The organism is uncultured Sphingomonas sp., from assembly GCF_913774285.1.
GTDB lineage: Bacteria > Pseudomonadota > Alphaproteobacteria > Sphingomonadales > Sphingomonadaceae > Sphingomonas.
The window spans coordinates 44,126-63,137 of record NZ_CAJYHX010000030.1 but is presented as its reverse complement, the minus strand read 5'-3'; the positions used below and the strand labels follow the sequence as shown (position 1 = coordinate 63,137).

The 19,012-nt window shown below is 66.0% G+C and carries 18 protein-coding genes; 15 read left to right on the top strand and 3 right to left on the bottom strand.

The genetic code is table 11. The features are described from left to right. Window positions 1-210: 210 nt before the first annotated feature. On the bottom strand, window positions 211-1,539 hold the full coding sequence (locus QZ670_RS17000; RefSeq protein ID WP_063688013.1) for an MFS transporter: 1,329 nt from the start codon (window positions 1,537-1,539) through the stop codon (window positions 211-213). 201 nt (window positions 1,540-1,740) lie between these two features. On the opposite strand from QZ670_RS17000, the gene cyoA reads away from it, so the two are divergent. From cyoA to QZ670_RS16965, 7 genes are read left to right on the top strand one after another with little or no spacing between them, the layout of a single operon-like run. After that, a complete protein-coding gene (cyoA, locus tag QZ670_RS16995; protein ID WP_294257484.1) occupies window positions 1,741-2,859 on the top strand; it encodes a ubiquinol oxidase subunit II in 1,119 nt (372 codons plus the stop codon). A 10-nt stretch (window positions 2,860-2,869) separates the two neighbouring features. Further along, entirely contained in the window at window positions 2,870-4,870 is a 2,001-nt protein-coding gene (gene cyoB, locus QZ670_RS16990; protein WP_294257478.1) for a cytochrome o ubiquinol oxidase subunit I, read from the top strand. Between the two features lie 4 nt (window positions 4,871-4,874). Then, entirely contained in the window at window positions 4,875-5,501 is a 627-nt protein-coding gene (gene cyoC, locus QZ670_RS16985; RefSeq protein ID WP_294257476.1) for a cytochrome o ubiquinol oxidase subunit III, read from the top strand. After that, on the top strand, window positions 5,498-5,875 hold the full coding sequence (gene cyoD, locus QZ670_RS16980) for a cytochrome o ubiquinol oxidase subunit IV (protein WP_294257473.1): 378 nt from the start codon (window positions 5,498-5,500) through the stop codon (window positions 5,873-5,875). Before cyoC ends, cyoD begins: the two co-directional genes overlap by 4 nt. 23 nt (window positions 5,876-5,898) lie before the next feature. Further along, a complete protein-coding gene (locus tag QZ670_RS16975) occupies window positions 5,899-6,564 on the top strand; it encodes an SURF1 family protein (RefSeq protein WP_294257471.1) in 666 nt (221 codons plus the stop codon). Next, window positions 6,561-7,832 carry an ATP-binding protein gene (locus QZ670_RS16970; protein ID WP_294257469.1) on the top strand — a complete coding sequence of 424 codons (1,272 nt, stop codon included), beginning with the start codon at window positions 6,561-6,563 and terminating at the stop codon, window positions 7,830-7,832. Before QZ670_RS16975 ends, QZ670_RS16970 begins: the two co-directional genes overlap by 4 nt. Further along, the gene (locus QZ670_RS16965; protein WP_294257467.1) at window positions 7,829-8,356 is read left to right on the top strand and encodes a response regulator transcription factor; all 528 of its coding nucleotides are present in this window, start codon (window positions 7,829-7,831) and stop codon (window positions 8,354-8,356) included. Before QZ670_RS16970 ends, QZ670_RS16965 begins: the two co-directional genes overlap by 4 nt. 9 nt (window positions 8,357-8,365) lie before the next feature. Here the strand turns inward: QZ670_RS16965 and QZ670_RS16960 are convergent, their stop codons facing one another. Further along, entirely contained in the window at window positions 8,366-9,601 is a 1,236-nt protein-coding gene (locus QZ670_RS16960; protein WP_294257465.1) for a TetR/AcrR family transcriptional regulator, read from the bottom strand. 139 nt (window positions 9,602-9,740) lie between these two features. Here QZ670_RS16960 and QZ670_RS16955 point away from each other — a divergent pair, with 139 nt between their 5' ends. From QZ670_RS16955 to manD, 5 genes are all read left to right on the top strand, one after another. Continuing rightward, complete coding sequence (locus QZ670_RS16955) at window positions 9,741-11,024, top strand: acyl-CoA dehydrogenase family protein (protein WP_294257463.1); 1,284 nt, start codon at window positions 9,741-9,743, stop codon at window positions 11,022-11,024. Between the two features lie 13 nt (window positions 11,025-11,037). Then, the gene (locus QZ670_RS16950) at window positions 11,038-12,123 is read left to right on the top strand and encodes a Zn-dependent alcohol dehydrogenase (protein ID WP_294257461.1); all 1,086 of its coding nucleotides are present in this window, start codon (window positions 11,038-11,040) and stop codon (window positions 12,121-12,123) included. Beyond that, entirely contained in the window at window positions 12,120-13,136 is a 1,017-nt protein-coding gene (locus QZ670_RS16945) for a phosphotransferase family protein (protein ID WP_294257459.1), read from the top strand. The genes QZ670_RS16950 and QZ670_RS16945 overlap by 4 nt, the downstream gene beginning before the upstream one ends. After that, window positions 13,133-13,930 (top strand): SDR family NAD(P)-dependent oxidoreductase, encoded by a 798-nt coding sequence (locus QZ670_RS16940; RefSeq protein WP_294257457.1) that lies wholly within the window; start codon window positions 13,133-13,135, stop codon window positions 13,928-13,930. Before QZ670_RS16945 ends, QZ670_RS16940 begins: the two co-directional genes overlap by 4 nt. Before the next feature lie 140 nt (window positions 13,931-14,070). Continuing rightward, window positions 14,071-15,279, top strand: coding sequence for a D-mannonate dehydratase ManD (manD, locus tag QZ670_RS16935; RefSeq protein ID WP_294257456.1), 1,209 nt, complete (start codon window positions 14,071-14,073; stop codon window positions 15,277-15,279). 100 nt (window positions 15,280-15,379) lie between these two features. On the opposite strand, the gene QZ670_RS16930 is transcribed toward manD, so the two are convergent. Continuing rightward, window positions 15,380-16,003, bottom strand: a complete 624-nt coding sequence (locus QZ670_RS16930) for a methyltransferase domain-containing protein (protein ID WP_294257452.1) — start codon at window positions 16,001-16,003, stop codon at window positions 15,380-15,382. Window positions 16,004-16,210: 207 nt separating this feature from the next. On the opposite strand from QZ670_RS16930, the gene QZ670_RS16925 reads away from it, so the two are divergent. From QZ670_RS16925 to rpsB, 3 genes are all read left to right on the top strand, one after another. Continuing rightward, window positions 16,211-16,939: a phosphatidylserine decarboxylase gene (locus QZ670_RS16925; protein ID WP_294257450.1), complete on the top strand. Its 729-nt coding sequence runs from the start codon at window positions 16,211-16,213 to the stop codon at window positions 16,937-16,939. After that, entirely contained in the window at window positions 16,936-17,760 is an 825-nt protein-coding gene (gene pssA, locus QZ670_RS16920) for a CDP-diacylglycerol--serine O-phosphatidyltransferase (protein WP_294257446.1), read from the top strand. The genes QZ670_RS16925 and pssA overlap by 4 nt, the downstream gene beginning before the upstream one ends. A gap of 435 nt (window positions 17,761-18,195) precedes the next feature. Beyond that, entirely contained in the window at window positions 18,196-18,951 is a 756-nt protein-coding gene (gene rpsB, locus QZ670_RS16915; RefSeq protein WP_019369395.1) for a 30S ribosomal protein S2, read from the top strand. Window positions 18,952-19,012: the final 61 nt, after the last annotated feature.

The following is a 19,012-nucleotide window of genomic DNA, read 5'->3' as shown; positions in this document are numbered from 1 at the left end:
GCGCGATCGACTGACGGCGCCGCATCTTACGCCTTCGAAAATATCGTCGCCCCAGCGCAGGCTGGAGCCCCCGCCGGCCTTTGCCACGCGCCACCACGGGGGGCCAAACCCTCGCTATGACGGCGGCCAATTCAACCACCTGCCCCAGAACGCAAAACACGCGCCGGCCAGAAGCCGACGCGCGCTCGCATGCCCTGTAAGCAACGCCGATCAGTCGAGACGGCGTGCCAGTTCCTTGTTGAGGCCCAGCGCCACCAGCGTGCCGATCGCACCCGACAGCAGATAACCACCCGCGGCGATCAGCCCGAACTCGCTGGCCAGCACCAGCGCGGCGAGCGGCGCGAAGCCCGCACCGAACAGCCACGCAAGGTCCGACGTCAGCGCCGCACCGGTATAGCGCGCACCCTTGGGGAAGTTGTTGGTCACTGCGCCCGACGACTGGCCGAAGGCGAGGCCGAGCAGGATGAAGCCGCCGATCATGAACGCGAGCTCACCCGAGCTGCCCGCGCCCAGCAGCTGCGGTGCGAAGCCACTGAACACTGCGATCGCCGCCGCGGTATAGCCCAGCACCGAACGCCGCCCGATCCGATCGGCGAGCAGGCCCGAGATGACGACCGCGCCCAGCCCGAAGAAGGCGCCGACGATCTCGATTCCCAGGAAGCGCGCGATGTCTTCCTTGGTGAACAGCGCGACCCAGGACAGCGGGAACACCGTCACCATGTGGAACAGCGCGAAGCTGGCGAGCGGTGCGAAGGCGCCGATGATGATGTTGCGCCACTGCGCCTTCACCGTTGCGGTCACGCGGCTGGGGGTCAGCTCGCGCGTCTTGAACAGCTGCGTATATTCCGGCGTCACGACGATGCGCAGCCGCGCGAACAGCGCGACGACGTTCAGCGCGAAGGCGACGAAGAACGGATAGCGCCAGCCCCACGACAGGAAATCGCCCATATCCATGTTGGACAGGAAGAAGGCGAACAGCGCACTGGCGACGATCAGGCCGAGAGGAGCGCCGAGCTGCGGCACCATCGCATACCAGCCGCGCTTTTCGGCCGGCGCATTGAGCGCGAGCAGCGAGGCAAGGCCGTCCCACGCTCCGCCCAGCGCGAGCCCCTGGCCGATGCGGAACAGCGACAGCAGGATCGCCGACCAGATGCCGACTTCGGCGTAACCGGGCAGGAAAGCGAGCGACACGGTCGACGTACCGAGCAGGAACAAGGCGATCGTCAGCTTCGTGCCGCGGCCGTAGGTGCGGTCGACCCACATGAAGATCTGCGTGCCGATCGGTCGTGCGATGAACGCCAGCGGGAAGAGCGCGAACGACCACAGCGTGCCGGTCAACCGGTCGACATAGGGGAACACCAGCGCCGGAAAAACGATGACCGAAGCGATGGCATAACAGAAGAAGTCGAAGAATTCGGACGTGCGGCCGATGATAACGCCGATCGCGATCTCGCCCGGACGGACCTCATGGTCGCCCCGCGTGTTGACGGCACGGGCATCGCGTTCAAGCGGTGCGGAATGGGCGGAAGCCACTGACATGTATCGCAGTCCTGTCGTCTCACGGCCTTTCGGCCACCGGTCGTCAACGCACGTCGTGTCCTTTCGGACGCAGCGCGCGCACGACCTTCTAGCGCGCGAACGGCGGGGACGGGATAGGACAAAATGTCCTATTTTGCGGTGCAGCGAACGGGATTAGCGCGAATGACGATGCGAACCCTTCCGTCCTTCCGCGCGGCGCGCATGCGCACCGCCGCCCTCGCGCTCCTCGCGCCGGCCCTTTTGGGTGGGTGTGATCTGGTGGTGATGAACCCGGCCGGCGATGTCGCGCGGCAACAGGCCCATCTGATCCTGTGGTCGACCGGCCTGATGCTGCTGATCATCGTCCCCGTGATCGCGCTGACCGTCCTGTTCGCGTGGAAATACCGCCACACGAACGAAGACGCCGAATATCGCCCGAACTGGGACCATTCGACGGGGCTCGAGCTGATCATCTGGTCGGCCCCGCTGCTGATCGTCATCGCGCTGGGCGCGCTGACCTGGATCAGCACGCACAGCCTCGACCCCTATCGCCCGCTCGCGCGCATCGCGCCCGGCCAGCCGGTGGCGAAGAACGCGAAGCCGCTGGAAATCCAGGTCGTCTCGCTCGACTGGAAGTGGCTGTTCATCTACCCCGAGCAGGGCATCGCGACCGTCAACGAGCTGGTCCTGCCCGTGAACCGCCAGGTCGTGTTCCGGATGACCTCGTCGTCGGTGATGAACACCTTCTACGTCCCCACCATGGCCGGCATGATCTACACGATGCCGGGCATGGAGACGCAGCTGCACGCCGTGCTCAACAAGCCCGGCCGGTTCGAAGGCATTTCGGCGAACTATAGCGGTGCCGGCTTCTCCGACATGCGCTTCACCGTCGACGGCTTCGACGATGCCGGCTTCGCCAAGTGGGTGTCGGAAACCCGCAGCGCGCAGGGCAAGCTCGACAACGCGACCTACCTGAAGCTGGAGCGTCCGAGCGAAAAGGTCGCCGCGATCCGCTACGCCGGCTTCGCGCCCGGCCTGTTCGATCGCATCCTCGGCATGTGCACCAAGCCCGGCGAAACCTGCATGCAGGCGACGATGATGAAGGACGGTGGGATGGACATGGGCCATGCCCCTCCCGTCAACGACACCGGCCACATGCGCGGCAGCGACTCGAAGGGGGCGCTGCAGAAGGAGCCGGAGGAGAAGGGCAGCAGCCCGCACCGCAACGCCCCCCGCCAGCAAGCCCCCGGCAGCAGCCAGCCCGGCAGCGAAGCCAACCGCAGCATGACCGCGATCGATCCGCTGCCCCTTCCCGGCGTTACCGCCGTGGCCCGTTCGTAGGACCGACATGATGTCCGATAGCTTTCTCAAGACCATCTTCGGGCGCCTGACGCTCGACAGCTTCCCGATCCACGAGCCGATCCTGGTCGCGACCTTCATCATGGTCGCGATCGGCGGTGCGGCCGTGCTGGGCGCCCTCACCTATTTCAAGGTGTGGGGCTACCTCTGGAAGGAATGGTTCACGTCGGTCGACCACAAGAAGATCGGCGTGATGTACATGGTGCTCGGCATCATCATGCTGCTGCGAGGTTTTGCCGACGCGCTGATGATGCGCGCCCAGCAGGCGATGGCGTTCGGCGCCAACGAAGGCTTCCTGCCCGCGCACCATTACGACCAGGTGTTCACCGCGCACGGCGTCATCATGATCTTCTTCGTGGCGATGCCCTTCGTCACCGGTCTGATGAACTATGTCGTGCCGCTGCAGATCGGCGCGCGCGACGTGTCGTTCCCGTTCCTCAACAACTTCAGCTTCTGGATGACGGCCGCGGGTGCGGCGATCGTCATGGTCAGCCTGTTCGTGGGTGAGTTCGCCCGCACCGGCTGGCTGGCGATGGCGCCCCTGTCGGGCCTCGATTATTCGCCTGACGTCGGCGTCGATTATTACATCTGGGGGTTGCAGGTCGCCGGCGTCGGCACCCTGCTATCCGGCGTCAACCTGCTCGCGACCATCGTCAAGATGCGCGCGCCGGGCATGTCGCTGATGAAGATGCCGATCTTTACCTGGTCGGCGCTTGCCACCAACACGCTGATCGTCGCCGCCTTCCCGATCCGGACCGCGGTGCTCGCGCTGCTCAGCCTCGATCGCTATCTCGGCACGCACTTCTTCACCAACACCATGGGCGGCAACCCCATGATGTACGTGAATATGATCTGGATCTGGGGTCACCCGGAAGTGTACATCCTGATCCTGCCGGCGTTCGGCGTGTTCAGCGAAGTCACCAGCGCGTTCTGCGGCAAGCGGCTGTTCGGCTATACGTCGATGGTCTACGCGCTGCTGGTCATCACCATCCTGGCGTACCTCGTCTGGCTGCACCACTTCTTCACCATGGGGTCGGGGGCGAGCGTCAATTCGTTCTTCGGCATCACCACGATGATCATCTCGATCCCGACGGGCGCGAAGATCTTCAACTGGCTGTTCACGATGTATCGCGGCCGGATCCGCTTCGATCTGCCGATGATGTGGACCGTCGCCTTCATGCTGACCTTCGTCGTCGGCGGCATGACCGGCGTGCTGCTCGCCGTGCCCCCGGCCGACTTCGTGCTGCACAACTCGCTGTTCCTGGTCGCGCACTTCCACAATGTGATCATCGGCGGCGTGCTGTTCGGCCTGTTTGCCGGCATCAACTACTGGTGGCCCAAAGCCTTCGGCTTCAAGCTCGATAAGAAGTGGGGCCTGGTCTCCTTCTGGTGCTGGGTGGTCGGCTTCTGGGTTGCCTTCACGCCGCTCTACGTGCTCGGCCTGATGGGCGTGACCCGTCGTCTCCGCCACTTCGACGATCCGAGCCTGCAGATCTGGTTCGTGATCGCCGCGATCGGCGCCGCGATCATCGCGGTCGGCATCGCCGCCTTCCTGCTCCAGATCTTCGTCAGCATCCGCAACCGCGAGGCGCTGCGCGACGAGACCGGCGATCCCTGGAACGCCCGCACGCTGGAATGGGCGACCTCCTCGCCGCCGCCGGCCTACAACTTCGCGTTCTCGCCCGTCATCCACGATCTGGATGCCTGGTACGACATGAAGGCGCGCGGCGCGAAGCGTCCGCTCACCGGCTATCTGCCGATCCACATGCCGAAGAACACCGGCGCCGGTGTCATCCTGGCGGGCTTCTCGCTGGTCTTCGGCTTCGCGATGATCTGGTACATCTGGTGGCTCGCGGCCGCATCGTTCCTGGGCCTGCTCGTCACGGCGATTGCCCATACCTTCAACTATGATCGCGACTTCTACATCACCGCAGAAGAAGTGACCGAAACCGAGAATGCGCGCACCACGGTGCTCGCGCGCCATGGAGCCTGACGCGATGAGCGCCACGACCGTACCGACGGGCGACACGCCCGTCTTCTACCAGCTCGAGGAGGAGCATCACGAACCCGGCGGCAGCACGCTGCTCGGCTTCTGGATGTACCTGATGAGCGACTGCCTCATCTTCGCGATGCTGTTCGCGGCATGGGGGGTCTATGGCACCAGCTATGCGGGAGGCCCCACCTCCCACGAGCTGTTCGAGCTGCCGCTGGTGGCGGTGAACACGGCGATGCTGCTGTTCTCGTCGATCACCTACGGCTTCGCGATGATCGCCATGCAGGAACAGCGCAATGGCGCCGTCCAGGCCTGGCTGCTGCTGACCGCGCTGTTCGGCGCCGCCTTCCTCGGCATCGAGCTCTATGAGTTCTCGAACCTGATCCATGAAGGTGCAGGTCCGTGGCGCTCGGCGTTCCTCTCGTCCTTCTTCACCCTGGTGGGCACCCACGGCCTGCACGTCACCTTCGGCCTGATCTGGCTGTTCACGCTGATGGTGCAGATCGGGCGCGAGGGTCTGATCCCGGCAAACGTCCGTCGCCTGCAGTGCCTGTCGCTGTTCTGGCACTTCCTGGACGTGATCTGGATCGGCGTGTTCACCTTCGTCTATCTGTTTGGAGCCATGCGATGAGCGCGGACACCCACACCCACGCCCACGGGCATGACCATGGCCATGACGCGCCGCACTCGACCCGCGGCGGCTACATCACCGGCTTCCTGCTCTCGGTCGTCCTCACGGCAATCCCGTTCGGGATCGTGATGGGCGGCTGGATCGCCGACACCCGCGTGGCGGTGGCGATCTGCGCGGCGCTGGCGATGGTGCAGATCGTCGTCCACATGATCTACTTCCTCCACATGAACAGCAAGTCGGAGCAGGGCTGGACCCTGATGGCGCTGGTGTTCACGATCATCATCATCGTCATCGCGCTCGCGGGCTCGCTGTGGGTGATGTTCAACATGAACCTCAACATGATGCCCGGGATGGCTTCCGGCGCCGGCATGTGAGCCGGTCGGCTTCCCGCAACGGGATGGCGATCGCGCTGCTGCCGCTGATCGCCATCCTCCTCGGCCTCGGCATCTGGCAGGTCGAGCGCCGCGCCTGGAAGCTGGCATTGATCGACCGGGTAGAGCGGGGGCTGGCCACGGCGCCGGTTCCCGCCCCCGGGCCCGCCGAATGGCCGGGCATCGATAGCGAAGCGAGCTATCGCCGCGTCCGGATTACCGGCACCTATCTTCCCTGCCGCACCAAGCTGGCCCAGGCCGTCACCGAACTCGGGCCGGGCAAATGGGTGATGACCCCGCTGGTCACCGCACGCGGCTTCACCGTCTTCGTCAATCGCGGCTTCCTGCCCGAGGGCCAGCCGCTGCCTGATTGCATTACCACCAGCGTGACGCCCGTCAGCATCTCCGGCCTGCTGCGTCTGAGCGAGCCCAAGGGCGGGTTCCTGCGCGCCAATGATCCCGCCGCCAATCGCTGGTATTCGCGCGACGTCGCGGCGATGGGGCAGGGGCTGCCGCAGCTCGCGCCCTATTTCATCGATGCCGACCGCAGCGGTGACGGCTGGCCTCGTGGCGGGATGACCGTCGTCCGCTTCAGCAACAACCATCTCGTCTATGCGCTGACCTGGTTCGGCCTCGCCCTGCTGACCGCCTGGTTTGCCTGGCGGGCCTGGCGCGGGCGCGGAGACGCATGACCACGGCGACGCCGGAGGACGCAGCCCGCCGCAACCTGCTGCTGCTGGTCCAGCTGCGCTGGCTGGCGGTGCTGGGGCAGCTGACCACGATCCTCGGCGTCCATCTCGTCTTCGACGTGCGGCTGCCGCTGGTGCCGATGCTCGTCACGGTGGGCGTGCTGGTTTCGCTCAACCTCGCGATGTACCCGGCGCGCGCACTCCGTCCCGCGACCAACGCGCAGGTGATGGCCGGGTTGCTGGTCGACGTGATGTGCCTGACGGTGCTGCTATACCTGAGCGGCGGCGCGACCAATCCCTTCGTTTCGCTGTATCTGCTGCAGGTGGTGCTCGGCGCGGTGCTGCTCGAGACCGCGTCCAGCTGGGCACTGGTCTTCCTCACTAGCGCGGCCTTCGCCTTCCTGGCGGTGGTGCACCGTCCGCTGCCCTTGCCACCGATGCTGGCGACCGCGCTCTCCGGCCCATTCCTGTTCGCTTTGTGGTTCAACTACACGCTCACCGCGACGCTGATCGTGCAGTTCGTCACCCGCATCGCCCGCAACCTGCGCGACCGCGACGCGCGCCTTGCCGAACTGCGCCAGCGCGCCGCCGAGGAGGAGCATATCGTGCGGATGGGACTGCTCGCCAGCGGCGCCGCGCACGAGCTGGGTACCCCTCTCGCCTCGATCTCGGTAGCGCTGGGCGACTGGCGCGCGGACCGGAAGATCGCCAAGGATCCGCAACTCAGTGCCGAGGTAGCGGATATGCAGGCCGAGGTTGCGCGCTGCAAGGCGATCGTCGCCGGCATCCTGTTTGCCGCCGGCGAGATCAGCGGCGAGGCGCCCGAGCGGACCACGCTGCGCCGCTTCGTCACCGGGCTAGTGGAGGCCTGGCCGCGCAACGACAGCGTGATCCTAGACTATCGCCTCGGCAGCGACCTGCCGATCGTCGCCGATCGCGCGCTCGGCCAGTCGATCGTGAACCTGCTCGACAACGCCATCGAGGCGGGCGCGACTCGCATCCGGCTGTCCGTAGGCCAGCAGGACGAGGCGCTGGTGCTGTCCGTCCGCGACGACGGCCGAGGCTTTCCGGGGGAAATCCTGCCGCGGATCGGCGACCCCTATAACAGCAGCAAGGGCAAGCAGGGCGCCGGTCTAGGGCTATTCCTGACGCACAATGTGCTACGGACGCTGGGCGGCACGCTCACCGCGCGCAATTGCGAAGCGGGCGGCGCCGAGGTGTTGCTTCGCGTGCCGCAGGCGGCGCTCGCTCTTGAGGATGAAAGCGAATGACTGCGCACAAGTTATTGATCGTAGAGGATGATGCGGTGTTCGCGCGGACGTTGGGACGCTCGTTCGAGCGCCGCGGCTATACGGTTGAGGTGCGCAATGGTCCCGAGGATCTGGAGCCGCTCGCACGAGAGTTCGCGCCGGATCGGGCCGTGGTCGACCTGCGTCTTGGCGGAAGTTCGGGGCTGGTCTGCGTAAAGCAGCTGCACGAAATCGATCCGACGATGCGGATCGTCGTCCTCACCGGCTTCGCCAGTATCAGCACCGCGGTCGAGGCGGTGAAGCTCGGCGCCACCAACTATCTGATGAAGCCGGCCAATACCGACGATATCGAGGCGGCGTTCGATCGCGTCGAAGGCGATGTCGATACCGAGCTCAAGGCACGCCCGACCTCGATCAAGACGCTCGAATGGGAGCATATCCACCAGACGCTGGCGGACACCAACTACAATCTCTCCGAAGCCGCACGGCGGCTGGGGCTGCACCGGCGCACCTTGGCGCGCAAGCTCGACAAGAAGCACCTCTAACGGGGGCGGTCAGCCCTCCAGCACGCGATCGTCGAACAGGCCATAGGCGAGCGTGGAGGCATAGAAGGCCACCGCCCGCTCGCGCGGCATCGTGCCCGCCCATTTGCGCATGTCGAACGCGGCATTCTGCAGCGCCATCAGCGCCTGGCTGGCGACCAGCGGGTCGATCGGGCGGATCGTGCCCTCGGCGATGCCGTCGGACAGCATGCCGGCGAAGCGCCGCGCGATCCGGTTCGAGCGGTCGAGCATCGTGTTCCGGACATGCGGGGGGAGGCCGGAAAGGGCGGTCGTGCGCAGCAGTGGCCCGCGCTCGGAGAATTGATAGTCGAGCAGCGTCGCCAGCGTGCTCTCGATCCGCTGCCACTGGCTGCCGGCATGGCGCTCGGCCAGCCGCTGCGCATCGGCGAGGATGTCGAAGCTGCGCTTGTAGCAGGCGATCACCAGATCGTCCTTGGCATCGAGATGGTGGTAGAAGCTGCCCTTAGTGACGTTGAGTTCTGAGGCGATGCGCTGCACCGAGGCGCCGCGATAGCCGAGCTCGTTGATCAGCCGGGTTGCGGCGAGCAGAAACGCCTCCCGGCCGGGCTCGGGCTCGTCATGGACCAGCTCGAACAGTTCGGGCGCCCAAATCTCGCCGGGCGCGGCGATGCCGTGGCGGAACACGTCCATCAGCCGCGCCTCGACGCGCGGATATTCGTCGATCTCGTAGCGGGTGATCCAGGCGTTCAGCCAGAAGCTGTTCTCGAGCAGCACATGCGCGCGCGCGCCGCGCAGGTCGGTCTCGGCGCGATTGCCGTCGCTGCCCCACAGGCTGCGCGTCTTACGGAAAACGTTGCGCCAGCCGGTGAGCAGCTTGCCTTTGAGCGGCTCCTCCATCGCGCGCAGGTCCGACAGGATCGCGACCGCCTGTTCCTCGCCGCGTCCGATCCGCGCCAGCCGCTCCATGTTGATGGCGAGGAAGCGGGCGACGCGCGCCTCTGGCGTGGGCTCGGCGAGCGCCTGGTCGAGGATGTCGTGCAGCCAGGCGAGCGTCTGCTCGAACGCGGCGGCGGCGAGATCTTCCTTGCGCTTGAAATAATAGGTGACCGAGGTGGTATTGAGCCCCACGCGTCGCGCGACATCGGCGAAGGTCATACCCTTCGCGCTCTGCTCGTTGATCGCGGCGGCGGCGGCCGCCAGAATGGCGTCGCGCTTGGCCTGGAACCGCTTGGTGTTGGTGGTCTCGGTCTTGGGCGGCGATTGCATCCCCTCAGCTTAGCCGTTTCCGTGGCGCGCCCAAATGGTTTTTTGCTCTCGGTATGCGGGAATTTGATCGGGCGGCGCCCTTTACCGAATATCGGGTACGGGCTAGGCTGCCTCCAAAGAACGACAGGAGAGCGATGCCATGGACTTCACGCTGAACGCGCGCGAAACCCATTTCCGCGACCGGGTGAAGGCCTTCATAGACGCCGAGATCCGACCGCGCGAGGCCGCGTATCGCGCCGCCGCCGCGGCGGGCGAGCGCTGGTCGGTCAATCCGGTGCTGGAGGAGGTCAAGGCACGCGCCAAGGCCGCGGGTCTTTGGAATTTCTTCATGCCGCCCCAGTCGGGCCGCCCCCATGTCGACGACAGCTTCGTCTTCGAGGGCGAACAGCTCACCAATCTGGAATATGCGCTGTGCGCCGAGGAGATGGGTCGGGTTGGCTGGGCGTCGGAGGTGTTCAACTGCTCGGCGCCCGATACCGGCAATATGGAAGTGCTCCACCGCTACGGCACGAGGGGCCAGAAGGATGCCTGGCTGGCGCCGCTGATGCGCGGTGAGATCCGCTCGGCCTTCCTGATGACCGAGCCTGCGGTCGCCTCGTCCGACGCCACCAATATCGAGACCCGGATCGAGCGCGACGGCAATCATTATGTAATCAACGGGCGGAAATGGTGGTCTTCGGGCGCGGGCGATCCGCGCTGCAAGATCGCCATCCTGATGGGCAAGACCGATTTCGGCGCCGCCAAGCATGCCCAGCAGAGCATGATCCTGGTGCCGCTCGACACCCCCGGGGTCACCATAGAACGGATGCTTTCGGTTTTCGGGTATGATCACGCGCCCCATGGCCATGCCGAGATCGTGCTGCGTGACGTGCGGGTGCCGGCCGACAATCTGCTGCTCGGCGAAGGACGCGGGTTCGAGATCGCGCAGGGGCGGCTCGGGCCGGGTCGCATCCACCATTGCATGCGCACGATCGGGGTGGCGGAAGAGGCGATTGGGGCAATGGCCAAGCGCCTCGTCAGCCGCGTCGCGTTCGGCAAGCGCATTTCCGATCATTCGATCTGGGAGCAGCGCATCGCCCGCGCGCGGATCGATATCGAGATGACGCGGCTGCTCTGCCTCAAGGCAGCCGACATGATGGACAAGGCCGGCAACAAGGCCGCCCAGCTCGAGATCGCGATGATCAAGGTGCAGGCGCCGAGCATGGCGCTGCAGATCCTCGACGATGCCATCCAGGCGCATGGCGGGGCGGGGGTCAGCGACGATTTCGACCTCGCGCACAACTGGGGCAGCGTCCGCACCCTTCGGTTGGCGGATGGTCCGGACGAGGTCCATGCCCGCGCGATCGCCCGCGCCGAGTTCGGGAAATATGCCGAGTTCAAGGCGGACCGCGCCTCTTCCGGCGATCTCGGCGTGAGCCGCTAGGAGGGCGTGGGCGATGAAAGCAGCCGTCCTGTTCGAGGCCAATACGCCGCTCGTTATCGAGGAGGTGCAGGTTTCCAAGCCCGGCCCGCGCGAGGTGCTGATCCGCACCGCGGCGGTGGGCGTGTGCCGCTCCGATCTCCACTTCGTCGACGGCGCCTTCCCGCATCCGGTGCCGACGGTGCCGGGGCATGAGGCGGCGGGGGTGGTGGAGGCGGTCGGCTCCGATGTCGCGCATCTGCGGCCCGGCGACCATGTCATCACCTTCCTCACTGCATTCTGCGGGTCATGCGAATATTGCGTGACCGGCCGGCCCTCGCTCTGCGTCGATCCTTCGACGCGGCGGCCTCCCGATGCCGAGCCGCGGCTGAAGTTGACCGATGGCAGGCCGCTCGCGCCGTTCCTCAACCTCTCCGCTTTCGCCGAGATGATGCTGGTCCACGAAAATGCCTGCGTTGCGATAAGCAAGGAGATGCCGCTGGATCGTGCCGCGCTGCTCGGCTGCGCGGTGATCACCGGGGCGGGATCGATCTTCAACGACAGCCGGTTGCGGCCGGGCGAGAGCGTGGCGGTGATCGGCGCGGGCGGGATCGGACTCGCGGCGATCAACGCCGCCAAGATTGCTGGGGCCGGGCAGATCCTCGCGCTCGACCCGGTACCCGAGAAGCGCGCGCTTGCCGAGAAGATGGGGGCGACGCATTCGCTTGATCCCACGCAGGAGGGCGTTGCCAAGCAGGTGCTCGCGCTAACCGGCGGCGGGGTGCACTATGCGATCGAGGCCGTCGGAAGACCAGCGACGGCGGAACTCGCCTGGCAAATCCTCCGGCGCGGCGGCACCGCGACGATCCTCGGCATGATCGCACCGGGGCAGTGCGTCAGTCTGCCGGGCCATACCTTCCTTACCGGCAAGAAGATCCAGGGCTCGCTGCTCGGCAGCACCCGCTTCCCGATCGACATGCCGCGCTTGGTACAGCTCTATCTCGACGGCAAGCTCGACCTCGACACGCTGGTCGCCGAGCGCATCCAGCTGTCGCAGGTCAACGAGGCGCTGCAAAAGCTGCGACAGGGCACGAGCGTCCGCTCCGTGATCACCTTCACATGAGCGACCTCGACGAAACCCGCCTCGCCAGCTGGGCCTCGGCGCAGATCCCCGGATTTGCCGGGCCGGTGACTGTCACCAAGTTCCCGGGGGGGCAAAGCAACCCGACCTATCGTGTTGAAAGCGCTAGCGGAGCCTATGTCCTCCGCCGCAAGCCGTTCGGCACGATCCTGCCCTCGGCGCACGCGGTCGAGCGCGAATATCGGCTGATCGCCGCGCTCCATCCCGCCGGCTTCCCGGTCGCGCGGCCCTATGCGCTGTGCGAGGACCGGCAGGTGATCGGCGCACCCTTCTACCTGATGGAGATGGTGGAGGGCCGCACCTTTTGGGACGGATCGCTGCCGGACATGGCGCCTGCCGAGCGCACGGCGATCTACGAGGCGATCGTTGACACGCTCGCGGCGCTCCACCGGATTGACCCCCAAACCGTCGGCCTGGGCGACTATGGCAAGCCGGGCAATTATTTTGCCCGTCAGGTCGAGCGCTGGACGCGGCAGTATCGCGCCAGCCAGACCGACGACCTGCCGGAGGTCGAGGCGCTGATCGAGTTCCTGCCGCGCACCGTCCCGCCGCAGACCCGGACCAGCATCGTCCATGGCGATTATCGCATCGACAACATGATCTTCGCCGCCGATCGCCCGGAGGTGCTGGCGGTGCTCGACTGGGAATTGTCGACGCTGGGTGATCCGCTGGCCGATTTCTCCTACTTCCTCATGAACTGGGTGACCGAACCGGAGGGCAGATCAGGCGTGAAGGGGCTGGCCGGGCCGGACACGGGCATCCCGACGATCGAGGACATGGTCGCGCGCTACTGCGCCGCGACCGGGCAGGACGGCGTCCCCGATCTCGACTGGTATTTCGCCTACAACCTCTTCCGCCTGACCGGCATCGTCCAGGGCATCAAGAAGCGGATGCTCGACGGCAATGCCTCGAGCGCGCAGGCGGCCAAGACGGTCGAGCGGCTGCCGGGGCTGGCGTCGACGGCGTGGCATTTCGCGCAAAGGGCAGGGGCATGAGCAGCGGGTTCGATTTCACCGGCAAGGTCGCGGTGGTGACGGGTGCAGCGTCCGGAATTGGCCGAGCGACCGTACGGGCGTTTGCTGCACACGGCGCTAAGGTGGTGGCGACCGATCGCGACGCTGGCGTTCACGAGACAATTGCCGGGCTCCACGACGCATTGGCGATCGAGGTCGATGCAGGCAATGAGAGCGATATGCAGCGCCTTGTTGAGACTGCATGTGAGCAGTTCGGCGGGATCGACATCTTCTACGCCAATGCCGGGATCTCCGGCGGCACTGCGGGCATTTTTGATGCCGACGTAGCACTTTGGGCTGAAGTGCTACGGATCAATCTCATCGGTCCGGCGCTTGCCATCAAGCACGCGGCGCCGCGGATCGTAGAACGTGGCGGCGGGGCGATCCTGTGCACGGCGAGCGTCGCCGGGCTTCGCTCAGGCGCGGGCGGCACGCCCTATTCCGCCTCCAAGGCGGGCGTGATCAACCTGGTGCAGACCGCGGCCCAGCAGCTCGCCACCTCGGGCGTGCGCGTCAATGCGATCTGCCCCGGTCTGATCGAAACCGGCATGACCCAGCGCGCCTTCGACTATGCCCGCGAACAGGGCAAGGAGGATAGGCTCGGCCAGCTCAATCCGCTGCGGCGCGCGGGGCGACCCGAGGAGATTGCCCAGGTGGCGCTGTTCCTCGCCTCCGATGCGGCCAGCTATGTCAACGGCCAGGCTATCGCGGTCGACGGTGGCCTCAGCAGCAGCCACCCGGTCACACGGCAGGTGTACGGCAAGCCGGCATTTTGAGCCGGGGCATACCCGTCGGCGTTGAGGAAAATTTCAAACTGAGCGGCCTAGGGTATGCACCGGAGGTCTGGCCAATCTCTTGACATGCGCGCGCGAATTGGTCAGGCCAGCGGCAACAAACAGCCTATAGAGGTAGCTCGATGAAGATCGTCTCGGCCAAGGTTATCGTGACCTGCCCCGGCCGCAATTTCGTGACGCTGAAGATCCACACCGATCAGGGCGTATACGGCATCGGCGACGGCACGCTCAACGGCCGCGAACTGGCGGTGGTCTCGTATCTCGAGGACCATGTCATCCCCTGCCTGATCGGCATGGACCCGCGCCGGATCGAGGATATCTGGCAGTATCTCTATCGCGGGGCCTATTGGCGCCGTGGCCCGGTGACGATGCGCGCGATCGCCGCGGTCGACATGGCGCTTTGGGACATCAAGGGCAAGATGGCCGGCATGCCGGTCTACCAGCTGCTCGGCGGCCGCAGCCGCGACGGCGTGATGGTCTATGGCCACGCGAACGGCGCCGACATCGAGCAGACCGTCGACGCGGTCGGCAAGTATATCGACCTCGGCTACAAGGCGATCCGCGCGCAGACCGGCGTGCCGGGCATCAAGGATGCCTACGGCGTCGGGCGCGGCACCATGTATTACGAGCCCGCCGATGCCGCGCTGCCCTCGGTCACCGGCTGGGATACGCGCAAGGCGCTCAACTATGTGCCCAAGCTGTTCGAGAAGCTGCGCGCGACCTATGGCTTCGAGCATCACCTGCTGCATGACGGCCACCACCGCTACACGCCGCAGGAAGCCGCGAACCTCGGCAAGATGCTCGAGCCCTACCAGCTCTTCTGGCTGGAGGACGTGACCCCGGCCGAGAACCAGGAAGCGTTCAAGCTGATCCGCCAGCACACCGTCACCCCGCTGGCGGTGGGCGAGATCTTCAACACGATCTGGGACGCCAAGGATCTGATCCAGAACCAGCTGATCGACTATCTGCGCGCGACTGTGGTCGGCGCCGGCGGCCTGACGCATCTGCGTCGCCTGGCCGATCTCGCCAGCCTCTATCAGGTCCGCACCGGGTGCCATGGTGCGACCGACCTGTCGCCGGTGACGATGGGTTGCGCGCTCCACTTCGACACCTGGGTCCCGAACTTCGGCATCCAGGAATATATGCGCCACTCCGAAGAGACCGATGCGGTGTTCCCGCACGATTATCACTTCGACAAGGGCTATCTGTTCTGCGGCGAGGCCCCCGGCCACGGCGTCGACATCGACGAGGAACTGGCGGCGAAATACCCGTACAAGCCGGCCTATCTGCCGGTCGCCCGCCTCGAAGACGGGACGATGTGGAACTGGTGAGCCGTACCGGGGCGGCCTTGCCGCCGCCCCGCTGCTTCGACCAAGAAAAAGGCGGCCGTGGAACCCCATGGCCGCCTTTCTTCAAAGTCCGTGCGACGGTTTAGTCCTTCCAGGCCCACCAGAGCTGGGCTGGCGGGATGTTCCACCATTCCATCTCGTGCTCGATATTGTCCCAGTGCGGGGTCAGGAAGTTCCGGACATTGGGGTTGTACTGGTAGACCAGGAACGCGCCGCCCGGCCGCAGGATGTCGCGCGTCGCCTTGGCGATCGCGTCGCCGACACCCTCGGGCAGGGTCGAGAAGGGCAGGCCCGAAGCGATATAGTCGGCCTGCTCGAAGCCGTTGTCGCGCACGATCTTCTGCACATCGGCGGCCGAGCCGAGCACCGCGACGAAGCGCGGATCGTCGATCGACTGGCGCAGATAGCGGATGAAATCGGGGTTGGTGTCGATCACGATCAGCTTGCCGTCGGCGCCGAGGCGCTCAAGGATCGGGCGGCTGAAGGTGCCGACGCCCGGGCCATATTCGACGAACAGCTTGGTGTTCCCCCAGTCGACCTTGCTCAACATCCGGCGAATCAGCCGGCCCGAGGACTGCGCGACCGCGCCGACCATCACCGGGCGCTTGAGGAACTGCTGCAGGAAGAACATCGTCGGCGAGGGCACACCGGCCGGACGCGTGCGACGGGCACTCCGGCGTTTTGCGGTGGCGGTCGAAGGGGGCATGGGCTTCCTTACGAAAATATGACGCTTCGGGGACATCGGTTGCGCAAATTCCGACGGATATGCAAGCGACCGTCGTCGAAAAGCATCCCGATCCTGGCCACGGCATCAACGCCGGAGCGCCGCTTTGTTGCCCCGGATTTTATCTGCGCGGGGACGGCATGCAGGAGTGGCTAGGAAATCGGCGGCTGCGCGGGTACATCTGCGGCCATGACATCGCTCGACAAGCCCCCGGTCGGTACCTCGACGGTGAAGTGGCGTTTTCCCGATATCCACCCCGAAGGCCGCAAATATGTGCTGATCGCCGCCGCGGTCGCACTGCTGAGCCTGTGGGTGTGGGACGTCCTCACCTGGCCTTTGCTGTTCCTCACGCTCGGCATTGCCGCCTTCTTCCGCGACCCCGTCCGCGTCACACCGGTGGAGGAGGGGGTACTCGTTTCCCCCGCCGACGGCCTGGTCACGATGATCCAGCGCATGGCCTTGCCGCCAGAACTCGCCGGCCCGCACGCGCTCGGCACCGCGCCGATGGTGCGCGTATCGATCTTCATGAGCGTGTTCGACGTGCATGTGAACCGCACGCCGATCACCGGCACGATCCGCCACGTCATCTATATCTCGGGTAAGTTCATGAACGCCGATCTCGACAAGGCGAGCGACGAGAATGAGCGCCAGCACCTGGTGGTCGAGGATCGCGACGGGCTGCGTATCGGCTTCACCCAGATCGCCGGGCTGGTCGCGCGGCGCATCGTCGCCTTCGTCAAGCCGGGCGACATGGTCGTGGCCGGTCAGCGCGTCGGCCTGATCCGCTTTGGCAGCCGCGTCGATATCTTCCTGCCCGAGGAATATGGCGCGCAGGTCGTTCTCGGCCAGCGCACCATCGCCGGCGAGACGGTCATCGCCCGCCGCGGCCTTCCGAGTGTCGCGGGGGTGGCGCAATGAGCGATCGTCGCCCGCGCATCGGGCGCGGGTTGGGGCGCAGGCCGGCGCTGCCGCGCGGCATCCCGCTTCGTGCGGTGCTCCCCAACGCCGTCACTGCGCTTGCCCTGTGTTCGGGCCTGACCGGCATCCGCTTCGCCATCCTGGGCAACTGGGAGGCGGCGGTGCTGATGGTGCTCGCCGCCGCCGTGCTCGACGGCATCGACGGGCGCATCGCCCGGCTGGTGCGCGCCGAGAGCCGCTTCGGGGCCGAGCTCGACAGCCTGTCCGACGCCATCTCGTTCGGCGTTGCGCCGGCGCTGATCCTCTATCTCTGGTCGCTCCAGGCGCTGGGGCGCTTCGGCTGGCTGGTCGCGCTGCTACACGCACTGTTTTGCGCGCTGCGGCTCGCCCGCTTCAACGCGCAGATTGACCTTGCCGAGCAGCCGCACAAGTCAGCGGGCTTCCTCACCGGCGTTCCGGCCCCGGCCGGTGCGGCGCTGGCGCTCACGCCCGTCTATCTCTGGCTGTGGACCGGCGAGGCGATCACGCGCGCACCGGTGGTCATCGCCGTGTGGACGGTGCTGATCGCGATCCTGATGGTCTCCAGCGTCGCGACCTTCGGCCCGAAGATCCGGCTGCGCCAGAATGTCCGCTTCGAGGCGATCGCGGTGCTCGTGGCGCTCGCCGCAGCTTTGGTCTCTGCACCGTGGACGACACTGGCGATCGTGGCGATCGCCTATCTCGCCAGCATCCCCTTCAGCATCCGTTCCTACCGCCGGATCAGGCGGCTGCGCGCTGCGGGCGCGGACGCGGCATCCGTGCCGGGACCGCTCGCACCCTGACGCGCGACAGGCGCGGCGACGGAGCGGGGAGCGCTACCGGCCGCGCCATGCCGAACAATTCGGCGAAGCGATGCAGTTGCGGATGAATGCTTGCGTAGAGCGTCCAGACGGCGGCCGTGAAAGCCGATCCGAACAGAAAAAAGACAGCGAATCCAGTCATTACCCGGCTCCTGATCTTCAACGCCGATCCCAGCGGAACCCAAGAACCTCGAACTGCCGAGACTCCCGCCTGTTCCATCAGTCGCGTTCTGATCGCTGTATGTTCCATTCTTGTTCCGTCGTCAAGCGATGTTCCGATAATGTTCCAGCTTGTGCCCGGCCGCGCAATCGACTAAGCGGCCCGCCTCAACCCCGCATGGGAAGCATCATAACCCGGTGTTCGGAGCGATTCCGAATTCCCGCTTCCCAGAGGACCAACCGGAAGGAGTTATCCCTATGGCGGCACCCGTCGTCACCATGCAGCAGCTGCTCGAATCGGGCGCGCACTTCGGTCACCAGACTCATCGCTGGAACCCGAAGATGAAGCCCTACATCTTCGGTGATCGCAACGGCGTTCACATCATCGACCTCTCGCAGACCGTTCCGCTGTTCGCCCGCGCGCTCGAGTTCGTCAGCTCGACCGTCGCCGCCGGCGGCAAGGTGCTGTTCGTCGGCACCAAGCGCCAGGCGCAGGAGCCGATCGCCGAGGCAGCGCGTCGTGCAGGCCAGCACTTCGTCAACCACCGCTGGCTGGGCGGCATGCTCACCAACTGGAAGACCATCAGCAACTCGATCAAGCGCCTCAAGACGCTCGAAGAGCAGCTGTCGGGCGACACGCACGGCCTCACCAAGAAGGAAGTGCTGCAGCTCACCCGCGAGCGTGACAAGCTCGAGCTCTCGCTCGGCGGCATCCGCGACATGGGCGGCATCCCCGACATCATGTTCGTGATCGACGCGAACAAGGAAGAGCTGGCGATCAAGGAAGCCAACACCCTCGGCATCCCCGTCGTCGCCGTGCTCGACTCGAACGTTTCGCCGGACGGCATCGCGTTCCCGGTCCCGGGCAACGACGACGCCAGCCGCGCCATCCGCCTCTACTGCGAAGCCATCGCCATCGCCGCGACCCGTGGCGGCCGCGAGGCGCTGATGCAGCAGGGCTATGACTTCGGTGCTGCCGAGCAGCCGCCGGTCGAGGAAGCCGTCGAAGGCTGATTGCCCGCGTCATCGAACCGTAATCGGGGCGGGGCAGGGCACACGCACTGCTCCGCCCGAC

What these genes read in the sequence shown, in the direction of transcription:
- QZ670_RS17000 (WP_063688013.1), bottom strand. Translation starts at nt 1,539, where the DNA reads ATGTCAGTGGCTTCCGCCCATTCCGCACCGCTTGAACGCGATGCCCGT.
- cyoA (WP_294257484.1), top strand. Translation starts at nt 1,741, where the DNA reads ATGCGCACCGCCGCCCTCGCGCTCCTCGCGCCGGCCCTTTTGGGTGGG.
- cyoB (WP_294257478.1), top strand. Translation starts at nt 2,870, where the DNA reads ATGTCCGATAGCTTTCTCAAGACCATCTTCGGGCGCCTGACGCTCGAC.
- cyoC (WP_294257476.1), top strand. Translation starts at nt 4,875, where the DNA reads ATGAGCGCCACGACCGTACCGACGGGCGACACGCCCGTCTTCTACCAG.
- cyoD (WP_294257473.1), top strand. Translation starts at nt 5,498, where the DNA reads ATGAGCGCGGACACCCACACCCACGCCCACGGGCATGACCATGGCCAT.
- QZ670_RS16975 (WP_294257471.1), top strand. Translation starts at nt 5,899, where the DNA reads ATGGCGATCGCGCTGCTGCCGCTGATCGCCATCCTCCTCGGCCTCGGC.
- QZ670_RS16970 (WP_294257469.1), top strand. Translation starts at nt 6,561, where the DNA reads ATGACCACGGCGACGCCGGAGGACGCAGCCCGCCGCAACCTGCTGCTG.
- QZ670_RS16965 (WP_294257467.1), top strand. Translation starts at nt 7,829, where the DNA reads ATGACTGCGCACAAGTTATTGATCGTAGAGGATGATGCGGTGTTCGCG.
- QZ670_RS16960 (WP_294257465.1), bottom strand. Translation starts at nt 9,601, where the DNA reads ATGCAATCGCCGCCCAAGACCGAGACCACCAACACCAAGCGGTTCCAG.
- QZ670_RS16955 (WP_294257463.1), top strand. Translation starts at nt 9,741, where the DNA reads ATGGACTTCACGCTGAACGCGCGCGAAACCCATTTCCGCGACCGGGTG.
- QZ670_RS16950 (WP_294257461.1), top strand. Translation starts at nt 11,038, where the DNA reads ATGAAAGCAGCCGTCCTGTTCGAGGCCAATACGCCGCTCGTTATCGAG.
- QZ670_RS16945 (WP_294257459.1), top strand. Translation starts at nt 12,120, where the DNA reads ATGAGCGACCTCGACGAAACCCGCCTCGCCAGCTGGGCCTCGGCGCAG.
- QZ670_RS16940 (WP_294257457.1), top strand. Translation starts at nt 13,133, where the DNA reads ATGAGCAGCGGGTTCGATTTCACCGGCAAGGTCGCGGTGGTGACGGGT.
- manD (WP_294257456.1), top strand. Translation starts at nt 14,071, where the DNA reads ATGAAGATCGTCTCGGCCAAGGTTATCGTGACCTGCCCCGGCCGCAAT.
- QZ670_RS16930 (WP_294257452.1), bottom strand. Translation starts at nt 16,003, where the DNA reads ATGCCCCCTTCGACCGCCACCGCAAAACGCCGGAGTGCCCGTCGCACG.
- QZ670_RS16925 (WP_294257450.1), top strand. Translation starts at nt 16,211, where the DNA reads ATGACATCGCTCGACAAGCCCCCGGTCGGTACCTCGACGGTGAAGTGG.
- pssA (WP_294257446.1), top strand. Translation starts at nt 16,936, where the DNA reads ATGAGCGATCGTCGCCCGCGCATCGGGCGCGGGTTGGGGCGCAGGCCG.
- rpsB (WP_019369395.1), top strand. Translation starts at nt 18,196, where the DNA reads ATGGCGGCACCCGTCGTCACCATGCAGCAGCTGCTCGAATCGGGCGCG.